The following is a 15845-nucleotide window of genomic DNA, read 5'->3' as shown; positions in this document are numbered from 1 at the left end:
TGGCCGCCCGCCAGGGAAACGTCCGGTGCGGCAGGATTACCCGACTGCCGCCGGCTGGCTGGTGCCCAGCGCCGTGTCCAGATAGGCGTCGACGATGCGGCCGAGATCGTCGGACTTCTCGTTGAAGAAGTGGTTGGCGCCTTCGACCTTGCGGTACTCGATGCGGATGTCGCGCTGGCTCGACAGCTTGTTGACCAGCCGGGTCACCGACGCCTCCGGCACCACCTCGTCCCGGTCGCCATGCACGATCAGGCCGGATGCCGGGCAGGGTGCCAGGAAGCTGAAATCGAACATGTTGGCCGGCGGGGCGATTGACAGGAACCCGTCGATTTCCGGTCGGCGCATCAGCAGCTGCATGCCGATCCAGGCACCGAAGCTGAAGCCGCCGATCCAGCAGCTGCTGGCATTGGGGTTGTAGGTTTGCAGCCAGTCCAGCGCGCTGGCCGCGTCGGACAGTTCCCCCTCGCCACGGTCATAGCTGCCCTGGCTGCGTCCCACGCCACGGAAATTGAAGCGCAGGGCGGAGAAGCCACGCTTGGTGAAGGCATGGAACAGGGTATAGACGACGCGGTTGTTCATCGTCCCGCCATGCTGCGGATGCGGATGCAGCAGCAGGGCGACGGGGGCGTTGGGGATCTTGCCGTGCGAATAGCGGCCTTCGATCCGGCCAGCAGGCCCGTTGATGATCACGTCAGGCATTATACCGGTCCCGGGTCAGACGTCGCCAAGAGCCCGCAGCCTGCATCTTTGCATATTTCCTTTGCAAGCCCCATGAGGGGCGACGACTCTTGAAGGTGCAATTCTTGACCATGTAGGTAGGTCATCTTATATCGCAACCGATGGCGGCATTGCCAGTTCCGGGCCAGTTCCGGGCCGGATCCGGGACAGTCCCGGTCCATGACGCGACGCTGCCCGGGTGGAGGGAGCCCCCCATGGATGGCGCCGCCGGGTGGTCCGGTCAGGGCGGGGGACTATATCACGGCGAGAGCGGCTGAATTCAAGCATCTTTCGCGCGACATTGTGGGGGGGCGGACAGGATCGCGCGGCGGCTGGAACGCGTCGGTTCCGGCCGTCGGTGCGGGACACGTTCCGCGGGGCGGAGCGCCGGGCGATAAGGGCCGAACGGAGGGACTGATGAAGCTGAGCACCAAGGGACGCTACGCTGTCATGGCCATGGTGGATCTGGCCAAGCACAGCCAGGGCTGTCCGGTTGCTCTGGCCGAGATCGCCGACCGCCAGGAGATCTCCCTGTCCTATCTGGAACAGCTGTTCGCCCGCCTGCGCACGGCGGCGCTGGTGCGCAGTGTGCGTGGTCCCGGTGGCGGCTACCTGTTGGCCTCCGATCCCGCGGCCATTCCGGTCTCCAGCATTATCCTCGCCGTTGATGAGCCGATCCGGACCACCCGCTGCGCCGCCGGCGGGGAGGGCAAGGGTTGCCGTAGCGACAAGACACGGTGCCTCACCCATCACCTATGGGAAGAGCTCGATCACCAGATCCTTCTTTATCTTTCCTCCGTCAGCCTTGCCGATGTGCTGGAACGGCGTGTCCGTCCGGCCCGCATCGCCGACGACAGGGCCGCCACGATCGCGGCTGAGTAGGGGAACCGGCGTGGATGGCGGCATGAGCCTGTATCTCGACTGGAATGCGACCGCGCCGCTGCGGCCCGAAGCCCGGGCCGCCCTGCTGGCGGCGCTTGATCTCACCGGCAATCCCAGTTCCGTCCATGGGCCGGGGCGCAAGGCCCGGCGGCTGGTGGAGGATGCCCGAGACGCCGTCGCCGCCCTGGTCGGCGCTCCATCTTCCTGGGTGGTTTTCACCGGCAGCGGAACCGAGGCCAACAACCTTGCCCTGCGGGTGTCGGGGATGCGTCGGCGGCTGGTGCTGGCGACGGAACATGCCTCGGTGCTGGAAGCCGCTCCCGAGGCGGAGCGCCTGCCGGTCGGGCCGGATGGGCTGATCGATCTGGAGGCATTGCGACGCGCCTTGTCCGTTGGCGCTCCGACCCTGGTCAGCGTCCAGGCGGCCAACAATGAAACTGGTGTGCTGCAACCCCTGCCGGCGGTTGCAGCACTGGTCCGGGCAGCCGGCGGGGTGCTTCATAGTGACGGGGTCCAGGCGGCCGGTCGAATTCCCCTTGACCTTGCGGCGTCAGGGGTAAACCTGTTGACGGTATCCAGTCACAAAATCGGCGGGCCGCAGGGCGTCGGAGCATTGCTGGTTGCACCCCAGATCAACCTCGATCCCCTGGTGCGTGGCGGCGGGCAGGAGCGACGGCAGCGGGCGGGAACGGAGAATGTGGCCGGACTCGCCGGGTTCGGGGCTGCGGCTGCGGCCGCCCGGCGGGATTTGGATGGCTATGCGGCTCTTGCCATTCTGCGTGATAGGCTGGAGGAAAGAGTGCTGGCCGCCGCGCCCGAAGCGGTGATCTTTGGCCGGGCGGCGCCGCGGGTGGCCAACACCAGCTGCATCGCTCTGCCGGGGGTGGGGGCGGAGAGCCAGCTGATGCAGTTCGATCTGGCCGGTATCGCCGTCAGCAGCGGTGCCGCCTGTTCCAGTGGCAAGGTCAAGTCGTCGCATGTACTGCGCGCCATGGGCGCGGATGATGGGCTGGCTGCCAGCGCCATCCGCGTCAGTCTTGGCTGGAGCAGCAAGGGGGAGGACATCGACCGTTTCGTCTCAACCTGGCTTTCCATGCGCGCACGGAGCCGTCGTGCCGCCTGACCCGTTAACTCTGCACGGCGGCAGGGCGTGTGGAAACGCGCTTGCATCCGGCTCGGCAATGGACATTCCTTGCAGATGATGACCGATCCATCCGTTTCGCGCCCGACTGTGCTGGCAGGAGATCTGGGCAGTTGCTGGTTCTGCGGCAAGGCCGTGAGCCCGCGCGCCCTGTTCTGCCATCAATGCGGCAGTGTCCAGCCCCCGGCGTCGGTCGATGCCTTCACCCGTCTGAACCTGCCCCGGCGTTTCGATCTGGCCCAGGCGGATCTCGACCGTCAGGTGCATGGGCTCAGTCGCGTTTTCGATCCGCTCCGCTTCGCCGGCAAGGGCCCGCGTGAGCGGGAACTGGCTGAACGCCAGCGCACGGCTCTGGAGCAGGCCGGGGTGATGTTGCGCGATCCGATCACGCGTGCGCGCCACCTGCTGGAGATCGAGGGCCAGAACCTGCCGGCGACGCCGCCGCGGGCCGACTGGTCCATCGATCTCGCCGTCGCTGTCGATCTGACCGCCATCGATCGTTTCGCCGCCCGGCTGGGTCTGGAACTGGAACTGGTGCTGCGCGACCTGTCCACGGCCTTCCGCCTGGGCAATCTGCATCAGGCGGCGGATCTGCTGCGCCGGGCCGAGGATATGCAGCTGGCTGCCGAGACGGCCCGCCGTCGCCGGGCGGAATTGTCGAGCGCGAAGTCCGCGCCCTGACGGGCTGTGCAATCCGCACTGGACTTGCGGCACGCCCGCTCGTAACAACATCGCGATTTCTGATGGGGCCGGCTGCCGGCTGTTCGGCTGTAGGAGTTGTGGCGCAATGCCGAAGATGGTGTTCATTGAAACCGACGGGACCCGCCGCGAGGTGGATGCCCCCCTCGGCCTGTCGATCCTGGAAGTGGCGCGTCGTCACAATATCGATCTGGAAGGCGCGTGCGAGGGGTCGTTGGCCTGCTCCACCTGTCACGTCATCATCGATCCGCAATGGTATGATGTGCTGCCCGAGGCCAATGAGGACGAGGAGGACATGCTGGATCTGGCTTTCGGCCTGACCAAGACCTCGCGCCTGGGCTGCCAGATCCGCATCAGCGAGGAGCTGGACGGTCTGGTGGTGCGCGTTCCGGGCAGCAAGTAACCCATGCCCGTGGTCCTGGAGGATCTGGCGACGCCCGGCGGCCTGTTCGACCGTTTGCGCCGCGCCGTCCGGTCCTCCTGGGACAGCTATGTGGATCATGCCTTCGTGCGTGCCCTGGGGGACGGCAGCCTGCCCGACGCCAGCTTCCGCCATTATCTGATCCAGGACTATCTGTTCCTCATCCATTTCGCCCGCGCCTACGCCCTGGCCGCCTACAAGGCGGATACGCTGGAGGATATGCGGGCAGCCTCCCGCTCCATGACCGCCATCCTGGATCTGGAGATGGGGCTGCATGTGCGCTACTGCGCCGGCTGGGGCCTTGATGAGGCGGCCATGGCCGCCGCGCCCGAGGCGCAAGCCACGTTGGCCTACACCCGCTTCGTGCTGGAACGCGGACTGTCCGGGGACCTGCTGGATCTGCATGTGGCCCTGGCGCCCTGCATCATCGGTTATGCCGACATCGCGGCGGCGCTGATGGCCGACCCGGCCACCCGGCTGGAGGGCAATCCTTACCGGGCCTGGATCGAGATGTATGCCGATCCCGACTATCGGGCCGTGGCCCGGGCGCAGGTGGAGCTGCTGGACCGCCTCGGCGACCGGCGTGGGGCGGCTGCGCGCTTCCCCGATCTCTTGCGAACCTTCGATTCGGCCAGCCGGCTCGAGGCCGGTTTCTGGGACATGGGGTGGACCCTGGCACGCTGAGCGGCCGGTCCGTTGCCATGTCCATCATGGCTCCACTGCTCCCGTGCAGACAAAAAAAGGCCCGCCGTTGGGGGGCGGCGGGCCTGCCAGTCGGGCTTCTTTTCCGGACGGGTAAGAAGGGGGGACCCATCCGAACACTGAGCGGGGAAACGTCAGTGAGGAAACTGTAGCCCCGGCATCGCCGCTCCGACTGTGACCTAAATCACGCGGTCCTAAAAAAATCAAACGGGGGTGAGGTCGACGCGCTCCCCGTTCAGATCACAGGCCGGCACGCAGAACTCGACGATGGCCCGGGCCGCCATGTCCGGCGTCTGCAGCGTCGCCGGGTCTTCGCCGGGAAAAGCCGTCTGGCGCAGACCCGTGGCCACCGGGCCGGGATCGAGCAGATTGACCCGCAGGCTGCTGCCCTGTGTTTCCGCCACCCACAACCTGGCCATCATTTCCAGCGCCGCCTTGGATGCCGCATAGGCGCTCCAATAGGCCACCGGCGTCTGGGCGTAGCGGTCGGTCAGGAACACGGCGCGCCCGGCGTCGGACCGGCGCAGCAGCGGGTCGGTGGTGCGGATCAGGCGCATATTGGCGTTCACCGTCACGCCGAAGACCCGGTCCCAGTCCTTGGGGTCGGCATGGGCGATGGGACCGATGGTGCCCAGCAGCCCGGCCGCCGCCACGAACACGTCCAGACGGCCGAACCGCTCGAAGATGGCCGGCCCCAGCATGTCCAGCTTGGCTCCGTCCAGCAGATCCTGCGGAATCAGGGTGGCGGCCCCACCCGCCGCGCGGATGCGGTCGTCCACCTCTTCCAGGCCGCCGACCGTGCGGGCCACCAGCACCACATGGGCGCCTTCGGCGGCCAGCCGTTCGGCAATGGCGGCACCGATGCCGCGGGAGGCGCCGGTCACAAGGGCGACACGGCCGTCGAGACGGCGGGGCTGGGAAGCAGAGGTCATGGGCGGCTCGTGGGCATTGGACAGGGAAACGCCGGGTCGGGTACGTGGCACCCGGACCCGGCGTCAAGCGAAAGTCGGCGGGGACGGACTCAGGCCCGGCGTTCGGCCAGGTAGGAGACATCGGTCCGCGCACTGTCATAATCGGTCAGCGCCAGCGGATAGTCACCGGTAAAGCAGGCGTCGCAATATTGCGGCATGCCGCTGTCGCGCTTGGCGTGGCCCAGCGCCTTGTACAGCCCGTCCAGGCTGATGAAGGCCAGACTGTCGGCACCGATGTACTTGCACATCTCCTCGACCGACAGCCTGTGTGCCAGCAGCTTCTCCTTCTCCGGCGTATCGATGCCGTAGAAGCAGCTATGGCTGGTCGGCGGGCTGGAGATGCGCATATGCACCTCCTTGGCACCGGCATCGCGCATCATCTCGACGATCTTCACCGAGGTGGTGCCGCGGACGATGCTGTCATCCACCAGCACGATGCGCTTGCCTTCGATGTAGTGCCGGTTGGCATTGTGCTTCAGCTTCACCCCCAGCCGCCGGATCTTGTCCGTGGGCTGGATGAAGGTGCGGCCGACATAATGGTTGCGGATGATGCCCAGATCGAAGGGCACATTGCTCTGCTCGGCATAGCCCAGTGCTGCCGGTACGCCGCTGTCCGGCACCGGGATGACCACGTCGGACTCCACGTGGCTTTCGATGGCCAGCTGCGAGCCGATGGCCTTGCGCACCTGATAGACGGAGTGGCCTTCCATGAAGCTGTCGGGCCGGGCGAAGTAGATGTATTCGAAGATGCAGAACTTAGAAGGCGCGGCCTGGAAGGGGCGCAGGCTCTGCACCGAGCCTTCCTCCAGCACCACCATCTCGCCCGGCTCGATATCGCGCACATAATCGGCGCCGATGATGTCCAGCGCCACGGTTTCCGAGGCCAGCACGGGGTGATCGCCCAGCTTGCCCAGCACCAGCGGCCGCACGCCGGAGGGATCGCGCACGCCGATCACCTGGTCCTTGGCCACGCACACCAGACTGTAGGCGCCCTCCACCTGCCGCAGGGCCTCCACCAGCCGGTCGATGACATTGCCGCCGCGTGCGGTGGCCATCAGATGGATAATGGTTTCAGTGTCGGTGGTGGACTGGAACAGGCAGCCGCGGCGGATCAGCTGGCGGCGCAGCATCAGCGCGTTGGTTAGGTTGCCGTTATGGGCCACGGCGAAGCCGCCGAACTCGAACTCGGCATAGAGCGGCTGCACATTGCGCAGCGCCGTCTCGCCGGTGGTGGCATAACGCACATGGCCGATGGCGGCGGCGCCCTTCAGCGTGCGCATGACCTGCTCGTTGCCGAAGATGTCGCCGACCTGCCCCAACGCCCGATGGGCGTGGAACTCGCTGCCATCGAAACTGACGATGCCCGCCGCCTCCTGTCCGCGGTGCTGCAGGGCGTGCAGGCCAAGGGCGGCGAGCGCCGCGGCGTCCTGCGGCCCGAGAACGCCGAAGACGCCACATTCCTCGCGCAGCTTGTCGTCGTCGAAGGGGTGGGTGGTCAGCATTGTCAGGGCGCCTTTCGGGCTGTGGAAGCGGGGAAGAGAGGGGAGGGGGTCATTGCGCCTGCGGCTCCCCAGGGGCGGGGGAAGCGGCGTCCGTGTTCTTGATCAGCTGCTCCAGCCGGCCAAGCTCTTCGGTATTGTAGCCGGGCGGCGAGGTGGGGCCGCCGGTCGAGGCCGGCCGGGCCGGCTCTGGATTGGCGAGGCGTTCCAGGGTCCGTTGTGCCTCGACCTGCTCCTGGCGGCGGCGGCGTTCACGCTCTGCGGCGCGCTGGGCCGGGTCCAGATTGGGGTCGGGCATCAGATCCTGCAGCATCTCGGCCCCGACGGCCATCAGCGGCCGGGTCCGGGCCTGTTGCAGCCAGTCCGGCTGGCTGTCGGGCCAGAGCCACAGGGCGAACAGATAGGCGAGGCTGACCAGCACGGCGCCGCGCAGCACGCCGAAGGCGAAGCCCAGGCTGCGGTCGATGGCGGACAGGGCGCTTTCCTGCACGCGGCCGGCCAGTGAATGGGTGAAGACGCTGAACACGATCAGCGACAGGGTGAACAGCCCCAGCAGAGTCAGCCCGTCGGCCACCGCCTGAGTCGGGAACTTCTCCCGCAGGAACGGGGCCACGGCCGGGAAGGCCCACCAGGTCACCAGGGCGGCAGCCACCCAGCCGGCGATGGACAGGACCTCACGCACGAAGCCCCGGGCGAAGGCCATCAGGGCCGAAACCAGCAGGACGACAATGGCGATGATGTCGACGGGGTTGATGCCGCTGCTCTGCATCGCTCAATCCTTTCCCCGGCGCGGCGGGGGGGAATCCGTTTGGAACAGGGGCAACAGATCGTTGAGATGGTCCAGTTCGACCCGCCGCAGCGTATCCTCGCCCGCACCGCCCCGCGACCGCCGCGGCGCCGGCATCAGCACCCGGCCGAACCCCAGCTTGGCCGCTTCCTTCAGGCGCTGGTCGGTCTGGCTCACTGGACGGACCTCCCCGGACAGTCCGATTTCCCCGAACACCACCGCATCCGCCGGCACCGGCTCACCGGTCAGTGAACTGACCAGGGCGGCGGCAACGGCCAGATCGGCCGCCGGCTCCGTGACCTTCAACCCGCCGGCGACAGACAAGTACACGTCATTGGCTCCGATGGCGACTCCGCACCGGGCCTCCAGGACCGCCAGCACCATGGCCAGCCGGGAACTGTCCCAGCCGACGACGGCACGACGCGGTGTTCCCAGGGGCGACGGCGCAACCAGCGCCTGCACCTCCACCAGTACAGGGCGCGTGCCCTCGATGCCGGCGAAGACGGCTGTCCCGGTTATATCCCCACGGCGGTCGGCAAGAAACAGCTCTGACGGATTGGTTACCTCCACCAGCCCGTCCTCGCCCATCTCGAAGACGCCGATCTCGTCGCTGGGACCGAAGCGGTTCTTCACGGCGCGCAGAATGCGGAACTGGTGCCCGCGCTCACCCTCGAAATAGAGCACGGTGTCGACCATGTGCTCCAGCACGCGGGGGCCGGCGATCTGGCCGTCCTTGGTGACGTGGCCGACGATCAGCAGGGTGATGCCGCGGCGCTTGGCCACCCGGATCAGTTCTGCCGCCGTGGCCCGGACCTGGGCCACGGTTCCCGGTGCGCTGTCCAGCGTGTCGATATACATGGTCTGGATGGAATCGATCACCGCCACCCGCGGCCCGTCGGCATGGTCGAGCGAGGCGACGATGTCGCGGACATTGGTGGCGGAGGCCAACTCCACCGGGGCATTGACCAGGCCCAGGCGGGCGGCGCGCATGCGCACCTGCTCCACGGCCTCTTCGCCGCTGATATAGGCGCAGCGGGTTTCCTGGGCCAGGCAGGCCGTGACCTGCAGCAGCAGGGTGGATTTGCCGATTCCGGGGTCGCCGCCGATCAGCAGGGCGGAGCCGTTGACCAGACCGCCGCCGCAGACCCGGTCGAATTCCTGGATATGGCTCAGGCGCCGCGGCGCCTCCTTGGACACGCCGGACAGGGCCACGAACTCGATCCGCCGGCCCGGCGTCTTGCCCAGCCCCTTGGGGGCGGACTCCGCCACCTGCTCCTCGACCAGGGTGTTCCATTCACCGCAGGCGTCACACTTGCCGGACCATTTCGGGTACGACGCACCACAGTTCTGGCAGACGTATCGCGTGGCGGCTCGGGCCAAGGTTTGGGGCTCCGGGGCGGGAAGGCCGCGACTATATAGCGTCTTCGCTCGAAACTTCGCAGCCCCTCATAACACGTTTGCAACATACGCAGGGGGACAAGTGCCGTCGGCCGCTGCCGGCAAAAGCAAAGCCGGGCGGGAAGGTCCCGCCCGGCTTCGTCGATCCGTCCCGACCTGGGGATCGGCAGGGCTCAGTTCTGGCCCTGCATGGCCTGCATGATCTGAGCGATGTCCTTGTCGTTGACCAGGATGCTGCCATCCTCCTTCACCAGCAGGCGGAGCGTATGGGTCGGGCGCCCGTCGCTGCCCTTGCCCGGCGTCGCCAGGGTCTGGACCATGCCCAGCATCATGGCCGCCTGCATCTGCTGCGGGTCGATAGCGCCGCCCGACGGCGCCGACAGGGCCTTCACCGCCTTGTCCAGGTCGGTCAGCACCAGCGTATAGTCGGCGGTGACGCCCTTGGCCGCCGTCGGCACCACGGTGGCGCTGCCGGTCAGGCTGGCAGCGGCTGCGGGCAGGGTGACGGTGATGGCATCGGCGGTCAGCGTGGTGCCGGCCTTGCCGGCCGCCTCGGTAACGGCGGCCATGGCGGCCATGGCCGCCATCTGCTGGGCTTCCGATGCCTCGTCCTCATCGGTGCCGGCTGGCGCGGCCCCGACGACGTCCAGCAGGGCCTTGCCCATGGCGGCCGCTGGGATCTTGTCCGCACGCAGGCGGATTTCCATGGACTGCGGAATGGCCCAGGCCATTTCCGGTGCCGGATCGATGCTGAGACCGCGGAAGCTGAAGCTCGTGCCGGCGCGCCCCAACTCCGCCGCGCCGCCGCTATAGTCGCTGCCATAGGTGAATTCGGCCAGGGCGACCTTGTCGCCGTCATCGCTCTGGATGGACAGGCCGGTTCCGGTCAGCGTGCCGGAGATGGCGCCCATGGTCTGGAACAGCTGACCGACCTTGGCCAGGATCTCATGCTGGGCCGCGGGCGTCTCCACCTTCCCGGCCATGGCCTTGCTCATGGTCTGGAATTCGCGCAGCACCGCCATGTATTTCGGCAGGTCCAGGTCCTTGAGGGCGGAGGCGAAGGACAGGCCGTCGAGCTTGACGGTGTCGCCATTGCCAGCAATCGACAGCCCCTTCATCGACAGGATGGCATCGACGGCGTTGATGCCTTCTCCCTTCTTGGTCGAGGTCTGCTTGCTCTCGATCAGGTCGATCCCGAAGTTGTCGATCTCCAGGTCCTTGGCGTCGAGGCTCAGCTTCTCCGCCTTCAACTCGTAATCGACACTGGTGTCGTATTGCGGCAGCCAGACACCGGCCACGCGGCTGGAGCCGATCTTGAAGGCGATCTGCTCGTCGTCAGCGCCGACGATCTGAAGCGTATCGGGCAACTTGCCCTCATAGCGGTAGGTTCCATCCTTCAGCGGGACGACGCGCGCCGTGGTGCTGCCGACCTTGGCGACGGTGCCGGTGGAGCCGTCCTCGCCGGCCGTTTCCGGATCCTGGTCGCCCAGGCGGATGCTGAGGCCGGGGAAGGTCACATCGTAATGATCCCCGGCGGGAACCGCCTTCGGTGCGCCTTCAACCGTCACATCCATGCCCGGACGGTCGTACAGATAGAGGTCGAGGCCCTGTTGGATCCCGTTCTCAATCTTGCGCGCGCCCGCCTCGTCGATGGGCGGCCCTTTGTCACCGCAGCCGGAGAGCACAAGAAGGGCGGTGCCGGCAAACAGTGCGGCGCGAAGCGAAGCAGGGCGCATGCGAAGAAATCCCTCGATGGACAGAAAACGGGATAGGTGAAAGTCATTCGCACTCTACGGGCGAGTCTTTGCCTCGTCCAGTACCCGCGCAGAGGGATGATACGCTTCTTTAACGGTCCCGCTCGGACAGCCTTGCCCCGGCGAAGGGAGCGGGGCGGCGGCATGCATGACCGTCTCGCGCCCCGTGCCTCTGGCAGGGGGGGCGGGGATGCGCTATGTGCTGGCGCAGACGGCAGAATGGGGCGGTCATGACGCTGGAAGAACGGTTGGCGGTGAAGCTGCTGGCCCAGGCGGGCGCGGTACTCGGCAAGGCCGTGAGCGAAACCCTGTGTACCGAGCCGGATCCCCGGATCATCCGCCGCATGCTGCGCGAGGCGCAGGAGATGATCCGGGAGTTCGAGGAGCAGTATTTCGACGGAAAGCCGGTGTAAGGCCCGTCGCCTTTATTGCGTTGTCCTTGGCGGAGCGGCGTCAGCCTGCCGACGCCTGTGGTCCCCAGCTGCGGAAGACCTGACCGCGGCTGTCGCTGCGGGAGGTGGAACGGCGCACCTCCGTTTCGCGCCGGCGGCAGGCCTGCTCGATCGCGGCGATACTGCCGAACCGGCGCCCTTCCAGGGCCGAGAACAAAGAGTTGGATGCGTAGAAGCGGAAGCCATTGGTCTCGACAATGGCAAGTCCGGCGGTGTGCCGGCCCGTCTCGATGACGAAGGCGTGTGCAGACATGGATGTCCTCCCGCAGCGGATCACATCCGCTGCGCTGTGAAATTGATGGCCGTGACAGGGTGTATGGTCAGAACCCGTCCGCTGCGGCGCTCAGGCGCGCCGGCCGGACGGCAGCTTCATGCGGGTCAGCGTCGACAACACCGGCGCTGCGCCGGCGGCTGGAGGCTGGTCATCGGCGGCATCAGAAGCGTGGTCATGGCGACCATGGCGCCCTTCCTTCTCACAAACCGGAGAACCTCGAAGGGACTTCGAGGCGCTTTAGCGTTTGGTGTCGCGGCGCAAGCTGCGTCCGTCAAATCTCCGCGGGCCCTGAGGCGGCGGGCCGGTCCGGGGCCATCCGGCCTTGGCCCCAGAGTTGGGGATAAGCGCGGCTCTGTCAAGCGCCCTCAATCGCTATTATGCATTTTCCAAGCGTTTTTATCTTTGAATAACAATTCGGAACAGTGAAATAGAAAGTTTAACGCACTATATTGACAAAATCGGTGGGATACGGAAGCGTAAAACCCATATCGTCCCACGTTCGAGGGGTAGCATGATCTCGTCCTTTCGCCGTTTCGCCCTTGCGGCGGTCGCCGTCCTGGCGCTGTCTCCGACGGCCCGGGCAGCGGACCCGGTTGTGGTCCGCGCCGGCTATATCCCCGTGCTCGGCGCGGCCCAGGCGTTCGTCATCGACAATCTCGGCTGGGACAAGGAGAACGGCTTCGACCTGCAGCTGAAGCAGTTCGACAGCGGACCGAACATGATCCAGGCGCTGGCCTCCGGCACCTTGGACACCTATATCGCCGGTGTCGGGCCGGTGATCGTGGCCCGCAGCCAGGGCATCGGCGTGCGCGTGGTTGCGGCCACGGCCGTGGAGGAACTGGTGGTGGCTGCCGGTCCGGATCTGGCGGCCCAGCCCGGCAGCCCGGCCGAGGCCATTGCGGCCCTGTCGAAAAAGCTGGGCCGGCCGCTGAAGGTGGCGACCCAGCCGGCCGGCTCGGTGCCCAACACCATGCTGCAATACTGGTTGTGGGAGCGGGCCAAGGCCGACAAGGCGGCCATCGAACTGGTGCCCATGGGCATCGATGCCACGCAGCAGGCGCTCCTGGCCGGTGCGGTCGATGCCGCCATCGTGCGCGAGCCGGCCCTGACCATCATCACCGACCGCAATCCGCAGGTGAAGGTGCTGGCCTATGGCGGCGACATCCTGCCGAACCAGCCCGGCAACGTGATCGCCCTGACGGACGACTTCGCCAAGGCCCATCCCGATATCGCGCAGAAACTCGTGGATCTGACCGTCAAGGCCACGGACCTCATCAAGGCCGATCCCAAGGTTGCGGCCAAGGCGGTCGAAGCGGCCCTGGGCAAGGGCTTGATCAGCGCCGAGGTGATGGAACGGGCGCTGACGTCGAAGGCGGTGAAATTCAACGTCGATCCCGCCGTCATCGCGGAACAGACCGGTGTGATGCAGGACTATCAGGTGAAGCTCGGGGCGGTGAAGCAGGCTTCGCCGCTGGAAGGGCTGTTCGACGCCAGCTACTACGCCAAGGCGACGAATAAGTGAAACCGGTCCGGCCCGGCCCCCGGCCGGACCGGTAAGCGGCGCCTCCTCCCCGGTCCCGGGAGGAGGCGTTCGCTTCTCTGCCATCCCGGCCGCCTTGCGCCGAGTCCCGTGCGAGTCCATCCTGACGCCATGCCGCAGTCCCGCAGAATTCCACGCTTGTTGCTCGCCCTTCTCGGCGTCGCGGTCTTCCTGGCGATCTGGGAGGCGGTGCCGCGCCTCGGGCTGGTGCGCCCGGTGCTGCTGCCGCCGCCCTCCGCCATTCCCGACACCTTCTGGCGGGAGATACGGTCCGGCACCTGGGGCGAGGCGGTGCTCCACAGCCTGGGCCATTATCTCTGGGGACTGGCGCTCGGCTCCTTTCTCGGGGTCGCCCTGGGGGTGGTCACGGGCATGAGCCGGCGGCTGGAGGATCTGACCAGCTGGGTGGTGCGCCTGCTGCGCCCCATCCCCGGTCTGGCCTGGGTGCCCTTCGCCATCATCTGGTTCGGGGTGACACCCGGTGCCGCCACCTTCATCATCGTCGTCGGCGTGTTCTGGATCAATTACTTCGCCGCCCTGGGCGCGGTGCAGGCCGTGGACCGCGACCTGCTGGAGCTGGCGGATGCCTTCGGCCACCGCTCGCCTCTGGCCAAGCTGGTGAAGATCATCCTGCCGGCCTCCATTTCCCCCATCATGGCCGGCCTGCGCACCGGCCTGGGACAGGCCTGGATGGCCGTGGTGGCGGCGGAGCTGTTCGGCGTCCCCGGTGTGGGCCAGCGCATGATGCAGGCCTCCAGTCTGCTGGCGACCGACATTGTCGTCGTCTACATGATCACCATGGCCGTGCTCTACGGTGTCATCGACACCAGCTTCGTCGCCCTGCGCGACCGCCTGCTGCGGTGGAAGGCATGATCCGCATTTCCGACATGACGCTGGCCTTCGCCGGCGACCGCGGCCCCACCACCGTGCTGAAGGATTTCTCCCTGACCATCGACAAGGGGGAGTTCGTGGCCGTGGTCGGTGCGTCCGGTGTGGGCAAGTCCACCCTGCTGCGCGTCATCGCCGGTCTGGTGCGGGCGCAGTCCGGCACGGTGGATACCGATCAGCCGCCGACGCCGGGGCGGCGCCCCTATGCCCTGGTGTTCCAGGATGCAAGGCTGTTGCCCTGGCGCCGGGTGGTGCGGAACGTGGAGTTCGGGCTGGAGGGGCTGGGCCTCGATGCCGGGGCGAAGCGACGTCGGGCCCTGGATGTCCTGGCCCTGGTCGGGCTGGCGGACAAGGCCGACCGCTGGCCGCACCAGCTGTCGGGCGGTCAGCGTCAGCGCGTGGCCATTGCCCGCGCCCTGGCCGTGGACCCCGACCTGCTGATGATGGACGAGCCCTTCGGGGCGCTGGACGCCATCACCCGCCAGACCCTGCAGGACGAACTGGTGGATCTGTGGCAGCGCACGGGCAAGACCATCCTGTTCGTCACCCATGACATCGACGAGGCCGTCTATCTGGCCGACCGCGTGGTGCTGCTGGCCGGCAGCCCGGCCGGCGTGCGCTCGGAGGATTGCATTGCCCTGCCGCGCCCGCGCTTGCGTGACCATGCCGAGGCGCGGGCGACAGCCGCCGCCATCCGCACCCGCCTGTCGGATTATGTGGAGCAGGGCGCCGGCATCTGACGCCCGGCCTCCCCTGCCGGTCAGGGCGGAGGCGTTTCCCGCCGCCACAGGCCGGTTCCGCTGCGGCCGAACAGCAGCGCATAAAGAACCGCGAACTGCAGCAGGCTGAGCAGCAGCCCCTCTGGGCTGCCGAAATCCTCGCCGGGGATGCGGGCCAGCGGCTGATCGACGATCCCGGTGCCCGCATTGCCGATGCCGGCGAACAGGAACAGGTTGTTGGCCAGATGCAGGCCGATGGCCGCCTCCAGCCGGTCGGCCCGCCAGGTCAGCGCGGACAGCATCAGGCTGGTCAGCATCAGATCGGCATAGGCCCACCAGGGATAGGCCGGGTTGTAATGCAGCGGCACGAACAGGCCGGCGACGACCAGCGCCACCAGGCCCGGTTGTGGCAGCAGCCGCATCAGCCCCTGGCTGAGATAGCCGCGGAACAGCAGCTCCTCCGCCGACACCTGGATCAGCCACAAAGGCCCGAACAGCAGCAGGGCCAGGATCCAGCGCAGCGGATCGATGCTCCATTGCAGCGGCGTGTCCTGGTCCAGTGCCAGCCCGGCCAGCAGCCCGGCGCCAATGACACCCAGGGACAGGCCGAAGGAGCGCAGGAACAGCCGTCCGTCGATCCCCGCTCGCGGCGACCACAGCGTATGCAGCGGGCGGCGGTGCAGCCGGCGCAGCACGACAAGCAGGATCGGCAGCCCCAGCAGATGCGGGGTGAACAGGGCCAGCAGATGCAGGGCATTGCCCACGCTGTCCAAGGCAGCCGGACCGGCGGCGCCGGGACCCAGCCGCTGCCCGATCAGGACCAGAAGACCGATCACCGGCACGGCCAGCAGGGCGGTGATGCCGAAGACCAGGACCAGCCCGGCGGCATAGGTCCAGGGCCGCCGCCCGTCGAGCCTGCCCAGTTCCAGGAAGCGCAGGGCCGGCAGGGCTGGCGGCGGCGTCACATGCGGCCGCTCAGGAAGAACCACGGGCACGATGGC

17 protein-coding genes are annotated in these 15845 nt (G+C 67.3%); 9 read left to right on the top strand and 8 right to left on the bottom strand.

Annotated elements, in window-relative coordinates; translation table 11 throughout:
• Positions 1-36 precede the first annotated feature (36 nt).
• Positions 37-699, bottom strand: a complete 663-nt coding sequence (locus DK368_RS09050) for an alpha/beta hydrolase (RefSeq protein WP_114393619.1) — start codon at positions 697-699, stop codon at positions 37-39.
• A 435-nt stretch (positions 700-1134) separates the two neighbouring features.
• Here DK368_RS09050 and DK368_RS09045 point away from each other — a divergent pair, with 435 nt between their 5' ends.
• The 5 genes from DK368_RS09045 to tenA all read left to right on the top strand — a co-directional run bounded on the left by DK368_RS09045 (position 1135) and on the right by tenA (position 4544).
• Positions 1135-1599, top strand: a complete 465-nt coding sequence (locus DK368_RS09045) for an Rrf2 family transcriptional regulator (RefSeq protein ID WP_114393618.1) — start codon at positions 1135-1137, stop codon at positions 1597-1599.
• Positions 1600-1621: 22 nt separating this feature from the next.
• A complete protein-coding gene (locus DK368_RS09040) occupies positions 1622-2722 on the top strand; it encodes a cysteine desulfurase family protein (RefSeq protein ID WP_114393617.1) in 1101 nt (366 codons plus the stop codon).
• Positions 2723-2797: 75 nt separating this feature from the next.
• Positions 2798-3421: a molecular chaperone DnaJ gene (locus DK368_RS09035; RefSeq protein WP_114393616.1), complete on the top strand. Its 624-nt coding sequence runs from the start codon at positions 2798-2800 to the stop codon at positions 3419-3421.
• A 106-nt stretch (positions 3422-3527) separates the two neighbouring features.
• Positions 3528-3842 carry a ferredoxin family 2Fe-2S iron-sulfur cluster binding protein gene (locus tag DK368_RS09030; protein WP_114393615.1) on the top strand — a complete coding sequence of 105 codons (315 nt, stop codon included), beginning with the start codon at positions 3528-3530 and terminating at the stop codon, positions 3840-3842.
• Positions 3843-3845: 3 nt separating this feature from the next.
• Positions 3846-4544: a thiaminase II gene (tenA, locus tag DK368_RS09025; protein ID WP_114393614.1), complete on the top strand. Its 699-nt coding sequence runs from the start codon at positions 3846-3848 to the stop codon at positions 4542-4544.
• A 221-nt stretch (positions 4545-4765) separates the two neighbouring features.
• On the opposite strand, the gene DK368_RS09020 is transcribed toward tenA, so the two are convergent.
• The 5 genes from DK368_RS09020 to DK368_RS09000 form a co-directional block, all read right to left on the bottom strand.
• The gene (locus DK368_RS09020; protein WP_114393613.1) at positions 4766-5494 is read right to left on the bottom strand and encodes an SDR family NAD(P)-dependent oxidoreductase; all 729 of its coding nucleotides are present in this window, start codon (positions 5492-5494) and stop codon (positions 4766-4768) included.
• A gap of 89 nt (positions 5495-5583) precedes the next feature.
• Positions 5584-7035 (bottom strand): amidophosphoribosyltransferase, encoded by a 1452-nt coding sequence (gene purF, locus DK368_RS09015; RefSeq protein ID WP_114393612.1) that lies wholly within the window; start codon positions 7033-7035, stop codon positions 5584-5586.
• 49 nt (positions 7036-7084) lie between these two features.
• Positions 7085-7801: a CvpA family protein gene (locus DK368_RS09010; protein WP_114393611.1), complete on the bottom strand. Its 717-nt coding sequence runs from the start codon at positions 7799-7801 to the stop codon at positions 7085-7087.
• A gap of 3 nt (positions 7802-7804) precedes the next feature.
• Positions 7805-9199, bottom strand: coding sequence for a DNA repair protein RadA (gene radA, locus DK368_RS09005; RefSeq protein WP_114393610.1), 1395 nt, complete (start codon positions 9197-9199; stop codon positions 7805-7807).
• A 191-nt stretch (positions 9200-9390) separates the two neighbouring features.
• Positions 9391-10953: a hypothetical protein gene (locus DK368_RS09000; protein ID WP_114393609.1), complete on the bottom strand. Its 1563-nt coding sequence runs from the start codon at positions 10951-10953 to the stop codon at positions 9391-9393.
• Between the two features lie 248 nt (positions 10954-11201).
• Between DK368_RS09000 and DK368_RS08995 the strand changes: the two genes are divergently transcribed.
• A complete protein-coding gene (locus tag DK368_RS08995) occupies positions 11202-11384 on the top strand; it encodes a hypothetical protein (RefSeq protein ID WP_155524527.1) in 183 nt (60 codons plus the stop codon).
• A gap of 40 nt (positions 11385-11424) precedes the next feature.
• On the opposite strand, the gene DK368_RS08990 is transcribed toward DK368_RS08995, so the two are convergent.
• The gene (locus DK368_RS08990) at positions 11425-11676 is read right to left on the bottom strand and encodes a hypothetical protein (protein ID WP_114393607.1); all 252 of its coding nucleotides are present in this window, start codon (positions 11674-11676) and stop codon (positions 11425-11427) included.
• A 532-nt stretch (positions 11677-12208) separates the two neighbouring features.
• Between DK368_RS08990 and DK368_RS08985 the strand changes: the two genes are divergently transcribed.
• The 3 genes from DK368_RS08985 to DK368_RS08975 all read left to right on the top strand — a co-directional run bounded on the left by DK368_RS08985 (position 12209) and on the right by DK368_RS08975 (position 14865).
• The gene (locus DK368_RS08985; protein ID WP_114393606.1) at positions 12209-13219 is read left to right on the top strand and encodes an ABC transporter substrate-binding protein; all 1011 of its coding nucleotides are present in this window, start codon (positions 12209-12211) and stop codon (positions 13217-13219) included.
• Positions 13220-13375: 156 nt separating this feature from the next.
• The gene (locus tag DK368_RS08980; RefSeq protein ID WP_420818894.1) at positions 13376-14110 is read left to right on the top strand and encodes an ABC transporter permease; all 735 of its coding nucleotides are present in this window, start codon (positions 13376-13378) and stop codon (positions 14108-14110) included.
• Positions 14107-14865, top strand: coding sequence for an ABC transporter ATP-binding protein (locus DK368_RS08975; RefSeq protein WP_114393604.1), 759 nt, complete (start codon positions 14107-14109; stop codon positions 14863-14865). The genes DK368_RS08980 and DK368_RS08975 overlap by 4 nt, the downstream gene beginning before the upstream one ends.
• 20 nt (positions 14866-14885) lie before the next feature.
• Here the strand turns inward: DK368_RS08975 and DK368_RS08970 are convergent, their stop codons facing one another.
• Positions 14886-15839 carry a CPBP family intramembrane glutamic endopeptidase gene (locus DK368_RS08970; protein ID WP_162305946.1) on the bottom strand — a complete coding sequence of 318 codons (954 nt, stop codon included), beginning with the start codon at positions 15837-15839 and terminating at the stop codon, positions 14886-14888.
• Positions 15840-15845 lie beyond the last annotated feature (6 nt).

This window comes from Oleisolibacter albus, assembly GCF_003336875.1.
In the GTDB taxonomy this organism is placed as follows: Bacteria; Pseudomonadota; Alphaproteobacteria; order Azospirillales; family Azospirillaceae; genus Niveispirillum; species Niveispirillum album.
The sequence above is the reverse complement of the archived record's forward strand: the minus strand, read 5'-3'. Positions and strand labels throughout refer to the sequence as shown.

Excerpts from the sequence above, each read along its gene's own strand:
- DK368_RS09050 (WP_114393619.1), bottom strand. The coding sequence starts at position 699 with ATGCCTGACGTGATCATCAACGGGCCTGCTGGCCGGATCGAAGGCCGC.
- DK368_RS09010 (WP_114393611.1), bottom strand. The coding sequence starts at position 7,801 with ATGCAGAGCAGCGGCATCAACCCCGTCGACATCATCGCCATTGTCGTC.
- DK368_RS09035 (WP_114393616.1), top strand. The coding sequence starts at position 2,798 with ATGATGACCGATCCATCCGTTTCGCGCCCGACTGTGCTGGCAGGAGAT.
- purF (WP_114393612.1), bottom strand. The coding sequence starts at position 7,035 with ATGCTGACCACCCACCCCTTCGACGACGACAAGCTGCGCGAGGAATGT.
- DK368_RS08995 (WP_155524527.1), top strand. The coding sequence starts at position 11,202 with ATGACGCTGGAAGAACGGTTGGCGGTGAAGCTGCTGGCCCAGGCGGGC.
- DK368_RS09030 (WP_114393615.1), top strand. The coding sequence starts at position 3,528 with ATGCCGAAGATGGTGTTCATTGAAACCGACGGGACCCGCCGCGAGGTG.
- DK368_RS08990 (WP_114393607.1), bottom strand. The coding sequence starts at position 11,676 with ATGTCTGCACACGCCTTCGTCATCGAGACGGGCCGGCACACCGCCGGA.
- DK368_RS08985 (WP_114393606.1), top strand. The coding sequence starts at position 12,209 with ATGATCTCGTCCTTTCGCCGTTTCGCCCTTGCGGCGGTCGCCGTCCTG.
- DK368_RS09040 (WP_114393617.1), top strand. The coding sequence starts at position 1,622 with ATGAGCCTGTATCTCGACTGGAATGCGACCGCGCCGCTGCGGCCCGAA.
- DK368_RS09045 (WP_114393618.1), top strand. The coding sequence starts at position 1,135 with ATGAAGCTGAGCACCAAGGGACGCTACGCTGTCATGGCCATGGTGGAT.
- DK368_RS08975 (WP_114393604.1), top strand. The coding sequence starts at position 14,107 with ATGATCCGCATTTCCGACATGACGCTGGCCTTCGCCGGCGACCGCGGC.
- DK368_RS09020 (WP_114393613.1), bottom strand. The coding sequence starts at position 5,494 with ATGACCTCTGCTTCCCAGCCCCGCCGTCTCGACGGCCGTGTCGCCCTT.
- tenA (WP_114393614.1), top strand. The coding sequence starts at position 3,846 with ATGCCCGTGGTCCTGGAGGATCTGGCGACGCCCGGCGGCCTGTTCGAC.
- DK368_RS09000 (WP_114393609.1), bottom strand. The coding sequence starts at position 10,953 with ATGCGCCCTGCTTCGCTTCGCGCCGCACTGTTTGCCGGCACCGCCCTT.